This window comes from Rhizobium sp. BK176, from assembly GCF_024808055.1.
Genome location: NZ_JANUBV010000004.1, coordinates 278,153 through 293,863, shown reverse-complemented (window position 1 = coordinate 293,863; position 15,711 = coordinate 278,153). Strand labels below are relative to the sequence as shown.

18 protein-coding genes are annotated in these 15,711 nt (G+C 61.5%); 8 read left to right on the top strand and 10 right to left on the bottom strand.

The window, feature by feature from the left end:
* Positions 1–197: 197 nt before the first annotated feature.
* Complete coding sequence (locus tag FHT76_RS16850; protein ID WP_183752827.1) at positions 198–830, top strand: TerC family protein; 633 nt, start codon at positions 198–200, stop codon at positions 828–830.
* A 24-nt stretch (positions 831–854) separates the two neighbouring features.
* On the opposite strand, the gene FHT76_RS16845 is transcribed toward FHT76_RS16850, so the two are convergent.
* Entirely contained in the window at positions 855–1,448 is a 594-nt protein-coding gene (locus FHT76_RS16845; RefSeq protein WP_183860328.1) for a DUF922 domain-containing Zn-dependent protease, read from the bottom strand.
* Positions 1,449–1,726: 278 nt separating this feature from the next.
* Here FHT76_RS16845 and FHT76_RS16840 point away from each other — a divergent pair, with 278 nt between their 5' ends.
* Positions 1,727–2,647, top strand: a complete 921-nt coding sequence (locus FHT76_RS16840) for a sulfite exporter TauE/SafE family protein (RefSeq protein ID WP_183860330.1) — start codon at positions 1,727–1,729, stop codon at positions 2,645–2,647.
* On the top strand, positions 2,647–3,453 hold the full coding sequence (locus FHT76_RS16835; RefSeq protein ID WP_183752830.1) for a TIGR02186 family protein: 807 nt from the start codon (positions 2,647–2,649) through the stop codon (positions 3,451–3,453). Before FHT76_RS16840 ends, FHT76_RS16835 begins: the two co-directional genes overlap by 1 nt.
* On the opposite strand, the gene FHT76_RS16830 is transcribed toward FHT76_RS16835, so the two are convergent.
* A complete protein-coding gene (locus FHT76_RS16830; RefSeq protein WP_183860332.1) occupies positions 3,454–3,960 on the bottom strand; it encodes a helix-turn-helix domain-containing protein in 507 nt (168 codons plus the stop codon). It lies immediately after the preceding gene.
* 89 nt (positions 3,961–4,049) lie between these two features.
* On the opposite strand from FHT76_RS16830, the gene FHT76_RS16825 reads away from it, so the two are divergent.
* Positions 4,050–4,607, top strand: a complete 558-nt coding sequence (locus FHT76_RS16825; protein ID WP_183860334.1) for a dihydrofolate reductase family protein — start codon at positions 4,050–4,052, stop codon at positions 4,605–4,607.
* A 38-nt stretch (positions 4,608–4,645) separates the two neighbouring features.
* Here the strand turns inward: FHT76_RS16825 and FHT76_RS16820 are convergent, their stop codons facing one another.
* A complete protein-coding gene (locus tag FHT76_RS16820) occupies positions 4,646–5,713 on the bottom strand; it encodes a cyclic nucleotide-gated ion channel (RefSeq protein ID WP_183860336.1) in 1,068 nt (355 codons plus the stop codon).
* Between the two features lie 239 nt (positions 5,714–5,952).
* Here FHT76_RS16820 and FHT76_RS16815 point away from each other — a divergent pair, with 239 nt between their 5' ends.
* The gene (locus tag FHT76_RS16815) at positions 5,953–6,534 is read left to right on the top strand and encodes a transglycosylase SLT domain-containing protein (protein ID WP_183752844.1); all 582 of its coding nucleotides are present in this window, start codon (positions 5,953–5,955) and stop codon (positions 6,532–6,534) included.
* Between the two features lie 57 nt (positions 6,535–6,591).
* On the opposite strand, the gene FHT76_RS16810 is transcribed toward FHT76_RS16815, so the two are convergent.
* Positions 6,592–6,894 carry a hypothetical protein gene (locus FHT76_RS16810; protein ID WP_183752846.1) on the bottom strand — a complete coding sequence of 101 codons (303 nt, stop codon included), beginning with the start codon at positions 6,892–6,894 and terminating at the stop codon, positions 6,592–6,594.
* Positions 6,895–7,286: 392 nt separating this feature from the next.
* On the opposite strand from FHT76_RS16810, the gene FHT76_RS16805 reads away from it, so the two are divergent.
* Positions 7,287–7,517, top strand: a complete 231-nt coding sequence (locus FHT76_RS16805) for a hypothetical protein (protein WP_114711272.1) — start codon at positions 7,287–7,289, stop codon at positions 7,515–7,517.
* A 63-nt stretch (positions 7,518–7,580) separates the two neighbouring features.
* Here FHT76_RS16805 and FHT76_RS16800 read toward each other — a convergent pair whose 3' ends face one another.
* The 5 genes from FHT76_RS16800 to FHT76_RS16780 form a co-directional block, all read right to left on the bottom strand.
* Complete coding sequence (locus FHT76_RS16800) at positions 7,581–8,231, bottom strand: glutathione S-transferase family protein (protein WP_183860338.1); 651 nt, start codon at positions 8,229–8,231, stop codon at positions 7,581–7,583.
* 158 nt (positions 8,232–8,389) lie between these two features.
* Positions 8,390–9,115, bottom strand: a complete 726-nt coding sequence (gene pdeM / locus FHT76_RS16795; RefSeq protein ID WP_183860760.1) for a ligase-associated DNA damage response endonuclease PdeM — start codon at positions 9,113–9,115, stop codon at positions 8,390–8,392.
* A 102-nt stretch (positions 9,116–9,217) separates the two neighbouring features.
* Positions 9,218–11,728 carry a ligase-associated DNA damage response DEXH box helicase gene (locus FHT76_RS16790; protein ID WP_183860340.1) on the bottom strand — a complete coding sequence of 837 codons (2,511 nt, stop codon included), beginning with the start codon at positions 11,726–11,728 and terminating at the stop codon, positions 9,218–9,220.
* A 51-nt stretch (positions 11,729–11,779) separates the two neighbouring features.
* Positions 11,780–13,033: an FAD-binding oxidoreductase gene (locus FHT76_RS16785; protein WP_183860342.1), complete on the bottom strand. Its 1,254-nt coding sequence runs from the start codon at positions 13,031–13,033 to the stop codon at positions 11,780–11,782.
* A 63-nt stretch (positions 13,034–13,096) separates the two neighbouring features.
* The gene (locus tag FHT76_RS16780; RefSeq protein ID WP_183860344.1) at positions 13,097–13,852 is read right to left on the bottom strand and encodes an ABC transporter substrate-binding protein; all 756 of its coding nucleotides are present in this window, start codon (positions 13,850–13,852) and stop codon (positions 13,097–13,099) included.
* Between the two features lie 174 nt (positions 13,853–14,026).
* Here FHT76_RS16780 and FHT76_RS16775 point away from each other — a divergent pair, with 174 nt between their 5' ends.
* Both FHT76_RS16775 and FHT76_RS16770 read left to right on the top strand, forming a co-directional pair.
* Positions 14,027–14,527: an Rrf2 family transcriptional regulator gene (locus FHT76_RS16775; RefSeq protein WP_183752856.1), complete on the top strand. Its 501-nt coding sequence runs from the start codon at positions 14,027–14,029 to the stop codon at positions 14,525–14,527.
* Between the two features lie 29 nt (positions 14,528–14,556).
* Positions 14,557–15,018 carry a carboxymuconolactone decarboxylase family protein gene (locus FHT76_RS16770; protein WP_183860346.1) on the top strand — a complete coding sequence of 154 codons (462 nt, stop codon included), beginning with the start codon at positions 14,557–14,559 and terminating at the stop codon, positions 15,016–15,018.
* On the opposite strand, the gene FHT76_RS16765 is transcribed toward FHT76_RS16770, so the two are convergent.
* Positions 15,015–15,650, bottom strand: a complete 636-nt coding sequence (locus FHT76_RS16765; RefSeq protein WP_183860348.1) for a YitT family protein — start codon at positions 15,648–15,650, stop codon at positions 15,015–15,017. The two genes, FHT76_RS16770 and FHT76_RS16765, sit on opposite strands and share 4 nt — an antisense overlap.
* Positions 15,651–15,711 lie beyond the last annotated feature (61 nt).

Genomic DNA, 15,711 nt, shown 5'->3' with positions numbered 1-15,711 from the left:
GCGTCATGGCCAATCCCCGACCATGCAAAGAAGCTTAAATGAGGAAAATGAAGGCTGTTTGTCGGTTTCGGCGGAACTGCAACGGCCGGCAGAACTTTTCCACAATACGCCAGCGCCACTTGATCAGCCGATCAACGATCATCTATGCGTTAACGACGCGCCGGCGGTGCGTTTCGAAAAGTCGGGGATTGTCATACATGGAAATTTTCACTTCTGCCGGCTTGGCGGCGCTGTTGCAGGTCGTTCTCATCGACCTGGTGCTTGCCGGGGACAACGCCGTGGTGATCGGTCTTGCCGCCGCCGGGCTACCGGCCGACCAACGCAAGAAGGCGATCCTCGTCGGTATTCTTGCCGCCACCGTGCTGCGCATCGCGCTTGCCAGCGTCACCGTTCAGCTCCTCGAGATCATCGGCCTGCTGCTCGCGGGTGGCATCCTGCTGCTCTGGGTCTGCTGGAAGATGTGGCGCGATCTGCGCAACGGCAGCGGAGGGGAAGCCGAGGGCCCTGAAGGGGCGGCGGCGCCGAGGAAGACCTTCTTCCAGGCCGCCAGCCAGATCGTCATCGCCGACGTGTCCATGTCACTCGACAACGTGCTTGCCGTCGCAGGTGCCGCCCGCGAACATCCGACGGTCCTCGTCATCGGCCTGATCCTGTCGATCGCCATGATGGGTATCGCTGCGAACTTCATCGCGCGCCTGCTCAACCGCTACCACTGGATCGCCTATCTCGGCCTTGCCATCATCATCTACGTGGCGCTGAACATGATCTATCGCGGCGCGCTGGAGGTCTGGCCGCACCTCGCTCCGGTTGCCGCTGCCGCCTTGGGCTGATCCGGCAAAGCTTCGAGCGGCCCCTCAGGGGCCGTTCACCAACTGCAGGACGAGGCGGCGGATGTTGCCGCCCTCGCTCATCTCGGCCTTGTCGAAATCCCGGCCCTGCTGTCGCTGCCGCGCCGAGAGTTCGCCAAGCCGCTTGGTCAACTCGACCCGGATCTTGCGGCAGTCCGGATCATTGTCGGCGGAAAAGCCGAGGCTCATCGCTTCGATCTCGCGGACCATCTGCTCGATGTAGTCGCCGTGCACCCGCTCATGCGTTTCGATGCCGGCGATGAACGTCGCCCAGCTTGCCGCCGTCGAAGCGGGCAGCTTTCCGGCTGGCTTCGGCAGCGTGTAAGTGATGATCAGCTTCGGCCGCGCCACCGCAATCACGCAGGCGTTGCCGCGACGCTCGTATTTTCTGGTCCAGGTCAGCTTGAAGGTTGTGTGCGCCACGACGCGGCTGCCGCCAAGGTCCGGGCCGTTTTCGCCGATGGAATCGTACAGCGCCGCGCCGGAACTCCCCGTCACCGCATAAGTCCGCACCTCTTCGATCGGTTGCCATTCCGCCCTCGCCGCAAACGGCTGCACGACGCAGGCCACCAGCAACCAACGAACCAATCCTGCCTTCACGCGAATCCCCCGGACAATGACGCTCGGACCCTAGTCGGCAGGCGCCTTGCATTCAACCGGCGATCGGATTGCCGCGATCGGATGCTCTGCCGAGACCTCCTCCTAAAGGCTTGTCATAAAACCCAAAAAAAGCCTGATTATTCGAGAGCATCACGCTATCGAGCGGATTGCATGTCGCTTATCGAAAGCCTCTGGCAACGATTTCACCGTATGATGTGCCATTCGAACGGGATGTAAGACGCCTGCCTGTGGGGGCAGTTCATAGATTGGGGTCTGCTGTGACAATCTATCTGCCTATCGCAGAATTGTCGGTGAACATCTTCATCATTCTCGGCATGGGAGCAGCCGTCGGCTTTCTGTCCGGAATGTTTGGTGTCGGCGGTGGCTTCCTGATCACACCGCTGCTGATCTTCTACAACATCCCCCCGGTCGTCGCCGTCGCCACTGGCGCCAACCAGGTCGTCGCCTCGTCGATCTCGGGTGCGATCACGCATTTTCGTCGCGGATCGCTCGACCTGAAGCTTGGAACCGTGCTGCTGATCGGCGGTCTGACCGGCGCCACGGTCGGCATCTGGATCTTCTCGCTGCTGCGACAGATCGGCCAGCTGGATCTCATCATCTCGCTGCTCTACGTTATCTTCCTCGGCACCGTCGGCGGCCTGATGCTGCTCGAGAGCGTCAATGCCATGCGCCGCGCGGCGAAGAACGTGCCACCAACGCCGCGACGCCCCGGTCATCACCATTGGGTGCACAAGCTACCGCTCAAGATGCGGTTCAAGAAGTCGAAGATCTTCCTCAGCGTTATCCCGGTAATCGCGCTCGGCTTCGGCATCGGCGTGCTGACGTCGGTCATGGGCGTCGGCGGCGGCTTCATCATGGTGCCGGCGATGATCTATCTGCTGCGCATCCCGACCAACGTGGTTGTCGGCACATCGCTGTTCCAGATCATTTTCGTGACCGCCTATACGACGGTCGTGCAGGCGGCGACCAACTTCTCGGTCGATATCGTGCTCGCTTTCATCCTGATGATTGCCGGCGTCATCGGCGCGCAATACGGCGTCCGCGTCGGACAGAAGCTGCGCGGCGAACAGCTTCGCGCGCTGCTTGGGCTTCTCGTCCTCGCCGTCGGCCTTCGCCTTGCCGTTGCGCTAATTGTCACCCCGGCGGATGTCTACTCCGTGGTCATGGGGGGGAACTGATGCGCCGCGTTCTCACCGCCCTGCTGCTTTGCGTCATCATGCTGCCGGCTGTCGCGGAGGCGCAAATGCTCCTCCCTGGGCAGGCAACGCAAACGACGGCCGAGGGCCTTGAGATTGGCACGTCGACCAGTGAAATCGCCATCACCTCGGATTTTCGCGGCGCGGACCTCACGATCTTCGGCGCGGTGACCAACACCGACAGTCTGCTGTTGGCAATCGGCCAGTACGATGTCGTTGTCGTTCTCGAGGGGCCGCGGGAGAACGCCACGGTACGCCGCAAGGAGCGCGTCTTCGGCATCTGGGTCAACACCCGCTCGATGACCTTCGAGGCGGTGCCGCATTCCTATTCGATGTCGAGCTCCCGCATGCTCGACGACATCACCACGCCGCTTGACCTGACGGATATGGGGATCGGGATCGACCACATTCCGCTGACCCCGGTCGGCTTCGTCGGCAATGCCAGCAATCTTGGCGAGTTCCGGCAGGCCTTTCGCCGGCTGCAGGAGAATGGCGGTCTCTACGATCGCGACCCGAGCGGCGTGCGCTTCGTCAGTTCCAGCCTTTTCAAGGCGAGTCTGCGACTCCCGGCAAATATTCCGAATGGCGTGCACACCGTCCGCGCCTACCTCTTCAAGAGCGGCAACTTCGTCACCGAGAAGTCGGTTCCGCTGCGCGTCATCAAGACCGGGATCGAGCAGATGATCACGGACGCGGCGCACGCGCAGCCGATCGCCTATGGCCTGCTCTCCGTCTTCCTGGCGCTGATTACCGGCTGGGGCGCCAGCGTGGTGTTCCGCAAGGACTGATCAGGCGGATTTCGTCTTGCGCGCAACCACATCGAGATAGGCTTCCGTCAGTCGCCCGAGCACCGATGGCGTTCCGGCAGGCAGCGTCTTGCCGAGGTGCTTGGCGCGCAACTCGTCCATGAAGCCCTCCCAAAGCTCCGCGCCCCCGGTCTCCAAAAGCTCGGCGCGAATGGAGAGCTCCTCGGACACCGGAAGGTGTCTTCTGCCCCAGGCACCCATATGGGCGAAGATCGGGACCAGCTGGATCGCCATCTCCGTCAGGCTGTAGATGGCCTTCTGCTTGTGGCTTGGATCGTCCTCTCTTGTGAGCAGCCCTCTGTCGACGAGGCGACGCAGGCGATCGGCCAGAATGTTCGAGGCGATTCGTTCCTGCGAATTCTGCAGCAACTCACGGAAATGGCGCCGGTTGCCGAACATGATGTCGCGGATGACGATCAGGCTCCAGCGATCGCCGAGCACTTCCAGCGTCAGGTTGATCGGGCAGCCGGAGCGGTGAGCATCGTCCATGAGTATCTCCAAAAACTGCTTGCATTTTGCCATCAGTCAATCTAACTTTCAACCAGTTGCAAATTGCAATCAGTTGGAAGGAGGACGAAATGAGAAAGCTTGTCGTTTGGAATCTGATGACACTCGACGGTTACTTCGAAGGCACGAAGCCGTGGGATATCGAGTTCCACAATCTGGCTTGGGGTCCCGAGCTCGAGCGTTATGCCGAGCAATTCGGCGAGGAAGGCGATCTGCTGGTCTTCGGCCGGAAGACATACGAAGGCATGGCGGCTTATTGGCCGGCGGCGGAGGGAGAAGAGAAGATCAAGGCCTATATGAACGGCATTGCCAAGATCGCCGTGTCGCGGTCGATGACGACGGCCGACTGGAATAATACGCGCGTTGTCAGCGATCCGGTCCCGGAACTGAAGAAATTGAAGATCGAGGCCGGCAAGACGATCTTCATTTTCGGCAGCGCCGAACTCGCAGATTCACTGCTGCAGCAAGGACTGGTGGACGAGGTCCGCATCTGCCTGGTGCCGGTCATTCTCGGCGGCGGCAACCCGCTCTTCAAACCGGCCAGCCAGCAGATCCCCATGACACTGCTCGACAGTGCGACAACAAAGAGCGGCGCGGTCATCCTGCGCTACAAGCCGGTCAGGGCATGAAGCCGGTGGCTGCGGTCATGCGATACCGTGGCTTTAAATCATTCCTTCGGCAAGCCGCCCCGTCGCTCAAATGCCGTCTTGCGGATCGTCTCGGCGATCTCCGGACTGCTGCTCGAGAGCATCTGGAAATCAACGGCGGAGAGCGACAGGAGAGAGACCTCGGTGGCCGCACTGACGGTCGCCGAGCGTGGCTCTCCACTGATCAGTGCCATCTCGCCGAAAAAGCTTCCAGTACCGAGTTCGACCGGATGATCGGGCGTCGCAACGCTGACCCGCCCTTCGACGATAAAGAACATCTGATCGCCGACATCGCCCTTGCGGCAAATCACGGCGCCAGCGGGCACCGTGCGCGGCCGCAGCGCGCGGACGATCTCGATCAGAGCTGCCGAGCCAAGACTCTGAAACAGAGGCACGGCGGCGACGAGTTGCCAGTTGCGCACGAAATCCCGACGGCGAACCTCCTCGTAGAAGCCCGTGGCGAGGATACCGGCCCAAAGTGCGAAAATGCCGATGCCGCTCATCATCACCAACCCGGCGAGCACCCGCCCAGCCAGGCTTTGGGGGATCTCGTCGCCGTAGCCGGTCGTCGACAGGGTCACGACCGCCCACCACATCGCCTGCGGAATGCTGCCGAACTTGTCCGGCTGGATATCCCGCTCAATGACATAACCGGCCACCGACGCGCCGAAGAGAACACTGGCGAAAACCGACGTCACGCCGAGGAGGTTGCGGTATTCTTTGACAACCACCTTTGCCATCAACCTGAAGAAGCTCGAGTCCCGCAGCGGCTTGAGAAGCCAGATGGCGCAGTACAAGCTCCGATCGCGAGATCCGACGAACAGGAATGCGGCCAGGGGAAGCAGGACCGCAATTACGTCGATCAGCAGAGGTGGTGTTCCGCCCGGCAGGCGGTGTCGCCGGGACAGCAAGGTGCCGGCCAATTGGAAGACGTAGGCCACCCAGATCGCGACAAGCACAAGCTGGCAGGCGAATCTCGCCTGCGGGGTCAGATCCGGTGTCGTAAGCAAAGCCACCATCAGCAGTCCGGTCGCGGCAAGCAGCGCATTGAGTGGCGAGGAAATCTTCGAAAAAGGCACTGCCGACATCAGACACTCCCAACCGCCCCGGCATTTCTCGACAATAGATACGTTGGGGTCGCGCGCAAGGGGAGCGTTCAGCCCCTTGCGTTGTTCCGGCACCTCTCGGCCCGGTGACCGCGCCAAATGCCTCTCGCTGGCATGGCGAATCGTGGTCACCCTTTCACCCGTGGCAACTCCCAATCGACTAAAAACCGCTCGTTAATATTTACGAGTTAGTAATCTCTCGGAATGAGAGGTTTTCTGTAATGCGTATCCGTACCCTCCCCGTCCTCGTGCTTCTGGCACTTGCTGCCGGTTGTGCAACGGCTCCCAAACAAACCCGAAACATCTGCGCTGTCTTCGACCAGCGCGACGGAATGTTCACGAGCTGGCAGCGCGCGGCGGAAAAGACGGAGCGTAAATACGGGGTTCCGGTTCCGATCCTGATGGCGACGATGTACACCGAGTCCGGCTTCCAGCCCTATGCGCGGCCGCCGCGCACCAAGCTGTTCGGCTTCATTCCCTGGACGCGGCCATCGACGGCCTACGGCTATTCGCAAGCGCTCGACGGCACCTGGGATCACTATCAATCGGCGACCGGGAGCTTCGCTGCCCGCCGCACCAACTTCGCCGATGCGATCGACTTCATCGGCTGGTACCATTCGCAAAACAGTCAAACGACCGGCATCCCGCTTAACGATGCCTACAACCTCTACCTCGCCTATTATTCCGGCCCGAAGGGCTACATGCGCGGCGACTGGCGCTCGAATGGGCAACTGCAGAAGACGGCGCAACGATTCAGCAATATGGCGGTGACCTATCAGCAGCAGTTGCAGGGGTGCAATTGAGGTCTCCTCTACCGGGCCAAAGCAGACGCACGCGAAGCTTTTGACAGTATCTCAGTCTTAGTCCGGTAGCCGCTGGGCAACCTCGACAATGTCTCGGGTGCGTGTCGCGCGCCCGCCCCATTTGCCATCAAATTCGTTGCCCGACGATTGAATAGCGACGTTCGCCGCTTCTAAGCTAGAGAACTCATAGAAGGCAGTGTGCTTCGAAGGATCGGTTCGGCTCCAGGCGCGCCAGGCCCGGAGTGCCCCGAACGCGCGCAATGCCTCTGGCAGATGGCGATCGTACCATCGATCGAAGGAGGCACGATCCGCTTCATTCGGAACATCGGCATGCACGATTAGTAGCGCTTGAGTGGACATTTTTGGCCCCTTTTCTCAGATCGCATATGACCTGAGGCGGTCCGATAAACATACAGGAATTCGGCACTGTTCACGACAACCGGGACGCAGATCGGCCGCCGACCGTGGAGACGTTGCTGATTGCCTTTGCGACATCATACCGAGCGTACTGCACGATGATCGACTGCGGGATTCAGGGATCTGTCTCGAAGTTCACGGCCGAAATGCTGTGCTTCGTGATCGCCTAGCTTTAACATCTCGACGACCTAACATCGGCCTCGTAAGCACAGTAAAGGCCGCATGAAACCGCCTTTGCCGAAACAAAATTGGGTTGATCGGCCTATATCATCAGTATTGTTTGACAATACATTCGCAGCCATGGGATTCTTCCTGAAATGGAATCAGGAGAATAGATGGCAGAGCGCTACTTATACGACCACAGCTCGCACCGGGCCGTCATGTATGAGATTGGCGACTATCTCTATGCCATTTCCGGCAACAAGGCAGAACACTGGATTTCCGGTGATTACATCTTCTGCATGGAAACCCAAACGATTTCCTTCTGGATCCTGGGAAAGGACGTCTACGGCCACATCGGTCGCGGCGAACTGACGCGCCAGCCTCTCTATTACTTCGGCGATTAGGACTGAACCCATAAGCTCAGCGGAAGACGCTGGAGACGGCTTCGAGCTTGGAGCGAACCTTTGTCAGCCGGTCGATGCGGCGTTGAAAACCGCCAGTTGAGCGTCGAACGCACGTTTGTATGCAGCCCGCGCTTCGCCGCGGGTGACATAGGCTGCAAGGTTCGGATACTCGTCCAGCATGCCTGATCCTTTCAACCGGAGCAGCACCGACACCATCTGCAGGTCGCCCGCGCTGAACTCGCTGTCGAGCCAGTCGGCATCCCCAAGTTGGGTAGAGAGTTCGTTCAGTCGCTTGCGAATACGTTCGTCGACCATGGACAGGCGCTCCTGATACCAGGGCTTATCGCCTTCCAAAAATCTGGCTGCTTCGCGGTCGACGATCGGCTGCTCCATGGTAGTGACCGCGGCAAACATCCAGGTGATTGCGCGCGCCCGAGCGTTCGTGTCGACCGGAAGCAAGCCGGCATGGCGCTGCGCGATATGGAACACGATTGCCCCGGACTCGAATAGGACGAGATCGCCTTCTTCATAGCTCGGAATCTGCCCGAACGGTTGAAGCGCAAGGTGTGCGGCTTCCTTCATAGCCTTGAAGGAAAGAAGGCGCACTTCGTAGGGCTGCCCCACTTCCTCGAGCGCCCAGCGAACGCGCATGTCACGCGCCAAACCTCTGCCGCGATCCGGCGACCGTTCAAAGGCGGTAATAGTGATCGTCATTGCTGTTCTCCATAGCTTGTCTGCCTTGAAGACGACGGGCTAAACGAGATTCCGACACCATCCGCGCATTCTTGAGTGCTATCAACCGTTATCTGAGGGCGGTCAACGCTCCGATCATAGAGCGAGGCGACTGGCGCACATTCCACCCTTTGGACTTTTCACCCGACAAGGTTTCCGAACCTGACGGAGTAGATCCGGTCCCGCCCGAGAAGATGGGCGATCAGCAGCGTGTGGTCGAACAGGCCCTTCATCGCCTTGTGGCGAAGGTCGAGGCCGCCGGTCATGACACCGAACGCCGGCATCAGCAGGCGGGCGCCATCTGTGGCAAAGCAGGGACGGCGGACGGATTTTTCGCGACGTCGCACGGTCGCTGCCGGATGCAGGTGCCCGGCGATCTCGCCCTTCTGCAGGCCTCCCCTCGGCTCGTGGCGGAAGGTCAGGCCTCCAGAGTGTATCTCGTCGGCAGACGTGCCCGGCAAATCGACGGTGCCGTCTGGATCGTGGTTGCCGTTGATCCAGATCCATTCGCGGCCGCGCGCCATTTCCGCAATCAGGCTCCGGAATGCCTCAGGCAGATGCGCCGAGCCGACGCGGTCGTGGAAATTGTCGCCGAGAGAGACCACCAGCTTCGGGTCGTAGCGGGTGATGACAGCAGAGAGAACCGTCAGTGTCGCCAGCGTGTCGTAGGGTGGCAGCATCATCCCGCGGCGGGCGAAGGCCGCGCCTTTTTCGAGGTGCAGGTCGGAGACGACGAGGATGCCGGCATCGGGCATGTAGAGCGCGCCGAGTGGATCACAGACGGCAGCGACGCCATGGACGGAAGTCTCCACGCCTGGCAGCGCAGTCAGTCCGTTCAGTTCACGCGCGAGCGCTAGGCGATTCATCAATCTGGTCAGTCCTTGATTCCTAAAGCGCCTTCATCTTCGAAGGCCTTTGTCTCATGCAATTCCGGATGGTAAGCCGACACGAACCTATCCGGCACCATTCTAGGCCAGCGCCTCGGCGAGCAGGTCGTCGGCGGCTTCTGCCAGCACCGCGTCATGCGCCTCGCCATGCACCGGCTCCTTGCCGATCTCCAGCATGACGGGAACCGCCAGAGGCGAGATATGGTCGAGCGCACGATGCGTGATGTGACCTTTGATTCGCCTCAGCATATCGCCAAGCCGTGAAATATCCAAAAGCCCGGTCGCCGCGTCCTGCCGCGTCGCCTGCAGGAGGATGTGATCCGGCTCGTGGGTTCGAAGCACATCGTAGATCAGATCGGCCGAGACCGTGACCTGTCGCCCGGTCTTTTCCTTGCCCGGGTGACGGCGCTCGATCAAACCGGCAATCACGGCGCAATTGCGGAAGGTGCGTTTCAAGAGAAAGGATTCGTCGAGCCAGCTTTCGAGATCGTCGCCCAGCATGTCCTCATCGAAGAGGTCAGCGAGGCTGAGCCGGTCGTTCTGGATCATCAGTCCCATGTCCTCGAAGCCCCAGATGCCGAGCGAATAATCGGTCGCGACGAAGCCGAGCGGCTTGGCGCCGGCCCGCTCGAGCCGGCGCGTCAGCAGCATGCCGAGCGTCTGGTGCGCCAGTCGCCCCTCGAAGGGATAGATGACCATGTAACAACGGCTGCCGCGCGGGAAGGTCTCGATCAGCAGCTCGTCGCGCTTCGGCAGCATCGATTTTTCCTGCTGGATCGCCAGCCAGTCGCGCACCTGATCCGGCAGATGGCGCCAGCGATCGGGATCCGCGATCATCGAACGCACTTGATCCGCCAGATAGGTGGAGAGCGGGAACTTGCCGCCGGCATAGGAGGGGATCTTCGGATCCATCGAGAAGGCTTGGCTGGCGAGCGCCTCGTTCTCGCGGATCCCTTCAAAGCGCAGCACCTTGCCGGAGAAGATGAAGGTATCGCCGGGCGACAGCTGCTCGAAGAAATATTCCTCCATCTTGCCGAGCGTCGCGCCACCGCGGCCGATACGCCCGCCTTCGCCACGCTTGACCATGCGCAGATTGAGCATCGGGCTCTCGACGATGGTGCCGAGATTGAGCCGGTATTGCTGCGCGACCTGCGGATTGGAAACGCGCCAGCGTCCCTCCTTGGTCTTGCGGATGCGGGCATAGCGCTCGTAGGTGCGTAGCGCATAGCCCCCCGTCGCGACGAAATCGACGACGCGCTCGAAGGTTTCCCAGGAGAGGTCGGCGTAAGGCGAAGCGCTGGTGACCTCGTCGTAAAGCTCCAGCATGTCGAAGGGCTCGGCGCAGGCCATGCCGAGCACATGCTGCGCCAGTGCATCGAGCGCACCCTTGCCGACTGGCGGCGTATCCTGCGCCCCGATATAGTTGGCGTCGAGAGCGGCCTGGCATTCCATCACCTCGAAGCGATTGGCGGGGACGAGGATCGCCTTCGACGGTTCATCCATGCGGTGGTTGGCGCGGCCGATGCGCTGCGCAAGCCGCGAGGCGCCTTTCGGCGCACCGACATGGACGACCAGATCGACATCGCCCCAGTCGATGCCGAGGTCGAGCGTCGAGGTGGCGACGACAGCGCGCAGCCGGTTGGCCGCCATCGCGGCCTCCACCTTGCGGCGCTGCCCGACATCAAGCGAGCCGTGATGCAGGGCGATCGGCAGGTTTTCGTCATTCACTGTCCAGAGTTCCTGGAACAGCATCTCGGCCTGCGACCGGGTGTTGACGAAGAGCAGTGTCGTCTGGTGTTCGAGGAGCTGCTTGTAGACGTCGGGGATCGCATATTTCGCCGAATGACCGGACCAGGGGATGCGCTCCTCGGTCGACAGGATCGAAATATCGGGCTTGGCGCCACCTTCGACGATGACAAGGCCTGCATGGTGGTCCTCGCCTTCCCGCTGTGCGACCAGCCACTTCTGCAAGTCCATCGGGTCGGAGACGGTGGCCGAAAGGCCGATTGTCTGCAGGGCGGGCGCCAGCCTTCGCAGGCGGGCAAGACCGAGCGAGAGCATATGGCCACGCTTCGAGGTCACGAGCGAATGCAACTCGTCGAAGACGATATACTTTAGGTCTTTGAAGAAGCGCTCGGCCTCGTTGTTGGCGAGCAGCAACGCCACCTGCTCCGGCGTCGTCAGCAGAATGTCGGGCGGGTTCAGCTTCTGTCGCTGGCGTTTGGCAACGGGCGTGTCGCCGGTGCGGTTCTCGACCGTAACAGGCAGCCCCATCTCCTCGACCGGCTTCATCAGGTTTCGCTCGATATCAACGGCGAGCGCCTTCAGTGGTGAGACGTAGAGCGTGTGGATGCCGGTAAACGCCGAGCCGGGCGGGATCTTGCCGCGGCGCGTCAGATCGGTCAGCGACGGCAGGAAGCCGGCGAGCGTCTTGCCGGCGCCGGTTGGCGCGATCAGCAGCGTGCTGTCGCCTGCCTCGGCGCGGGCCAGCAATTCCAGCTGATGGGCACGCGGACGCCATCCCTTGTCCGCGAACCAGCGGGTGAAAGGCGGAGGCAGGGCAACGCGGGCTTCGGAATCGATCTGGTCCACGGCGCTAAAGGTAGTGCACCGGCAACCGAAATAGAATGGCGGACCCGCGAACTAGAGGAAGCGATGCGGGTGGAAGGGCTTGGGATCTGCAAAGGTGTCGTTGCCGGCCATCTGCTCGGCCAGCAGCCGGCCGCTGGCCGGGCCGAGCGTCAGGCCGTGATGGGCGTGACCGAAATTGAACCAGAGGCCGCGATGGCGGGGCGCCGGGCCGATCACCGGGCGCATGTCAGGCAGGCACGGCCTCAGCCCGAGCCAGGGCGTCGCCTCCACCGGTTCGCCAAGCGGAAAGAGCTGACGGGCATGGGCCTCATCGCGGCGGAGCTGGATGGTATTTGGCGGCGCATCCGGCGCGGCGAATTCGATGCCTGTCGTCAGGCGGATGCCACGCGCCATCGGCGCCAGCACGTAGCCGGCTTCCTCGTCGACGACGGAATGGCCGAGCGGCTTGCCCTCGCGCTGCGCATAATGCCGGTGGTAGCCGCGCTTGACCGCCAGTGGCAGGGGATAGCCGAGCTTGCGGAAGATCAGGCCGGATTGCGGGCCGAGGGCGACGACGACCTCGCCGGCTTCGACGATCTCGCCTTCATCCGTCGTGATCGACCAGCCGTTCTTCTCCTCGCGCAATGCCGATGCGTCGGCGCGGACCATCTTGCCGCCGGCTGCGGTGAAGAGGTTGGCATAGGCGGTCGTCAGCGCCTGCGGGTCGGTCACGGTCTTCGGGTCGAGCCAGTGCACGCCGCCAGCGATGCTGCGACCACTCGCGGCGAAAGCGGGCTCGAGCGCCAGAAACTCGCTGGCGTCGAGAATGCGGATTGCCAGACCATGGGTAGACAGGCTCTCGGCTTCTGCACGGGCAGCCTCGAAACGGCGCGGGTTCTTGTAGAATGACATCCAGCCGCGCTCGCGGATGAGGTCGGAGGCGCCGGCGCGGCCAATCAGCTTGTCGTGCTCGGTGACACTGGCCTCGATCAGCGGCAGGAGCGCCCGTGTCGCCTTTTCCAGATTGGTCGGCGAGGAATGCCACCAATAGCGCGCCAGCCATTTGGCGATGCGCGGCAGGTAGGCCGGATCGTAACGGACATCCGATGAATTGTTCAGCGCATATTTGGCAATGGCGCCGAGCTGCCGCGGAAAGGCGTAGGGAACGACGGAGGAGCGCTCGATCAGCCCGGCATTGCCGTAGCTGGTGCCGCCGCCCGGCTCGCCGCGATCGGCAAGCACGACGGAGCGGCCGCGATCCTGCAAATGAATGGCCGCACTGACGCCGACAATGCCGGCACCGAGAACGAGGATATCTGTTTTCATCGGATGGACTTGGTCAAAGGGCGCGGAGGCTTTCGGCCTCCGCGCGATTGGATCGGCACGCGATCAGTAGATGTCGAAGGGGAAATACTTCTTGGTGATTTCCTGATACTTCCCGCTGGCGACCAGCGCATCGATCGCCTTGTTGAAGCGCTCTTTCAGGTCGGTCTCGCCCTGGCGGATACCAATGCCGGCCTGCGTTTCCGTGCCGGGAACGTCGCCGAGCAGCTTGCAGCAATCCTTGCCGGCCTTGTTCAACCAATCGACCACCACGAACTTGTCGGAGATCAGTGCGTCCAGGCGGCCGTTCTGCAGGTCGGCGACGGCCTCGTCCTGCGTCGGGTAAAGCTTCGCCTCGGCGCCGCCCTTGGCGTAGACGTCACTAGTGTAGTCCGCCTGCGTGGTCGACGCCTGGGCGCCGACAGTCTTGCCCTTCATGTCGTCGACCGTGACACCCTTCAACGGGCTGTCCTTCGGCACGGCGACCGCGAGCGGCGTCGTGTAGTATTTGTTCGTGAAGTCGATCTGCTTCTTACGCTCGTCGGTGATGCTCATCGAGGCGATGATTGCGTCGTACTTCTTGGCCAGAAGGCCGGGGATGATACCGTCCCAATCCTGCGCGACGATCGTGCACTTGGCCTTCATCTCGGCGCAGAGCGCATTCGCCATGTCGACGTCGAGACCCTTTAGGCTGCCGTCGGATTCGACGTAGTTGAAGGGAGGATAGGCGCCCTCGGTTGCGATGCGGATCTTGTCTTCGGCGGAGGCGAGATGCGTCGCGGCAAGCAAGGCAGCGGCCGCCAGGAAAATCGTCTTTCTCATTGCTGTTCCCTTATCGGAATTGTTTTTGCCCAACGGGGCCGACTTTAGCGAATCCATCCGGCTTCACAACCCCGGACGAACACGACCGATCGCCTATTTCGACTGCTCGAACATGCCGCTTGACATCCAGCATAATCGTGGATATTTTTTATCCACGAATTAAGGAGCGATCCGATGAAACTGGGCGATGGAGTGGAGCAGGCAATCCACAGTGTCTCGATGCTGGCCGGCCTGTCCGACGGCGGTGTGCTGTCGGCTGCTGCGTTGGCGGAATTTCACGGCGTCTCGACGAGCTACCTTCTGAAGCACCTGCAGGCGCTGTCAGGTGCCGGCATTGTGAACACGGTTCCGGGGCCGAAGGGCGGATACAGGTTGGCGAAGCCGACGGAAAAGATCAGCCTCCTCGACATCGTGCTGGCGGTCGAAGGACCGGAGCCGGCGTTCCGATGCAGCGAAATCCGCCAGCGCGGACCGAACCAGCTGCCGGGGCGCTATTTCACCAAACCATGCCAAATCAGCGCGGCGATGCTGAGGGCCGAGCGCGTCTACCGCGCCGAACTCGCCAAGACCAGCATCGCCGACATCCTGGTGCAGCTCGCTGCTGATGACGACGGCGGCATCGCCGCCCGCGGCTGCGCCTTCCTTGAAATGAACGAACGCCGAGCGGCTCGCTGAGCCGCCCAACCCAAAAAGGAGAATGAACCATGCAAGCACGTTTCAACTTCGCCAAGGCCGCACCGGACGCCTACAAGGCGGTCGCCGCACTGGAGCAGTATGTTCAGGAATCGGGCCTCGAGCGCCGCTTCATCCACCTGATCAAGCTTCGCGCATCGCAGATTAACGGCTGCGCCTACTGTGTCGACATGCATGTGAAGGAATCCAGGCACGACGGCCTGAGCGAACAGTGGATCAACCTGATGTGCGTCTGGCGTGAATCGCCGGTCTATGATGCCAAGGAGCGCGCCCTGCTCGGCTGGGTGGATGCGGTCACCCGCATTGCCGAAACCGGCGCTCCGGACGCCGACTTCGAAGCCCTGAAGGGTCACTTCACCGAAGAAGAGATCACCAAGCTCACGGTGGCGATCGGCGCGATCAACATCTGGAACCGTCTCGCCGTCGGCTTCCGCTCGCAGCACCCGATCGACAAGCCGGCACAGGCTGCCTAAAGCGCGATATAGCGATCGGCGCGGTGATTGATGGCCACGAAGAGGTTCAGCACCACCGCGCCGAGAACCGAGTAGAAGACCACCGGCGGCGTGGTGACGAAGAAGGCAGCGGCCAATACGCAGAGGTCGATCGCCATCTGCACGAGGCCGGCACGGATGCCGAAACGCTCCTGCATGTAGATGCCGAGAATGCCAACGCCGCCGAGGCTCGCGCGATGGCGATAGAGCGCAAGAAGACCAAAACCCAGCAGAAGACCACCGAGAAGCGCCGCCCAGGCAGGCTGGATGGCGGAAATGTCCATGACCTTCGGCTGCAGGCTGGTCATGACCGATGTCAGGCCGATGGCAATGAAGGTCTTTATCGTGAAGGCTACGCCAAGCCGCGTCCACGATAGATAAAAGAACGGCAGGTTGAGCAGGAAGAAGGCGAGCCCGAAATTTATCCCGAAGGCATAGTGCAGCAGGAACGCAATACCTGCGGTGCTTCCGGTCAGAAGGCCAGCGCTGGCCAGAACATAAAGCCCGAGCCCCGCAACAAGGCTGCCCGAGAAGATCCCCTGAACGTCTTCGATGGGGGTATGGCGGGTAGCGCTGGTATTCCGGAAACCGAGGGCGTTGAAGAGCTGTGCCATTGTCGTTGATCGCCAAACGGCAGACATGTTCAAATGCGCCCGAGCAAAACCCGAGCGTGAC

Coding starts and splice junctions, on each gene's coding strand:
- FHT76_RS16775 (WP_183752856.1), top strand. CDS start 14,027: ATGAAACTGGGCGATGGAGTGGAGCAGGCAATCCACAGTGTCTCGATG.
- FHT76_RS16835 (WP_183752830.1), top strand. CDS start 2,647: ATGCGCCGCGTTCTCACCGCCCTGCTGCTTTGCGTCATCATGCTGCCG.
- FHT76_RS16830 (WP_183860332.1), bottom strand. CDS start 3,960: ATGGACGATGCTCACCGCTCCGGCTGCCCGATCAACCTGACGCTGGAA.
- FHT76_RS16805 (WP_114711272.1), top strand. CDS start 7,287: ATGGCAGAGCGCTACTTATACGACCACAGCTCGCACCGGGCCGTCATG.
- pdeM (WP_183860760.1), bottom strand. CDS start 9,115: ATGAATCGCCTAGCGCTCGCGCGTGAACTGAACGGACTGACTGCGCTG.
- FHT76_RS16780 (WP_183860344.1), bottom strand. CDS start 13,852: ATGAGAAAGACGATTTTCCTGGCGGCCGCTGCCTTGCTTGCCGCGACG.
- FHT76_RS16800 (WP_183860338.1), bottom strand. CDS start 8,231: ATGACGATCACTATTACCGCCTTTGAACGGTCGCCGGATCGCGGCAGA.
- FHT76_RS16850 (WP_183752827.1), top strand. CDS start 198: ATGGAAATTTTCACTTCTGCCGGCTTGGCGGCGCTGTTGCAGGTCGTT.
- FHT76_RS16770 (WP_183860346.1), top strand. CDS start 14,557: ATGCAAGCACGTTTCAACTTCGCCAAGGCCGCACCGGACGCCTACAAG.
- FHT76_RS16785 (WP_183860342.1), bottom strand. CDS start 13,033: ATGAAAACAGATATCCTCGTTCTCGGTGCCGGCATTGTCGGCGTCAGT.
- FHT76_RS16765 (WP_183860348.1), bottom strand. CDS start 15,650: ATGGCACAGCTCTTCAACGCCCTCGGTTTCCGGAATACCAGCGCTACC.
- FHT76_RS16825 (WP_183860334.1), top strand. CDS start 4,050: ATGAGAAAGCTTGTCGTTTGGAATCTGATGACACTCGACGGTTACTTC.
- FHT76_RS16810 (WP_183752846.1), bottom strand. CDS start 6,894: ATGTCCACTCAAGCGCTACTAATCGTGCATGCCGATGTTCCGAATGAA.
- FHT76_RS16815 (WP_183752844.1), top strand. CDS start 5,953: ATGCGTATCCGTACCCTCCCCGTCCTCGTGCTTCTGGCACTTGCTGCC.
- FHT76_RS16820 (WP_183860336.1), bottom strand. CDS start 5,713: ATGTCGGCAGTGCCTTTTTCGAAGATTTCCTCGCCACTCAATGCGCTG.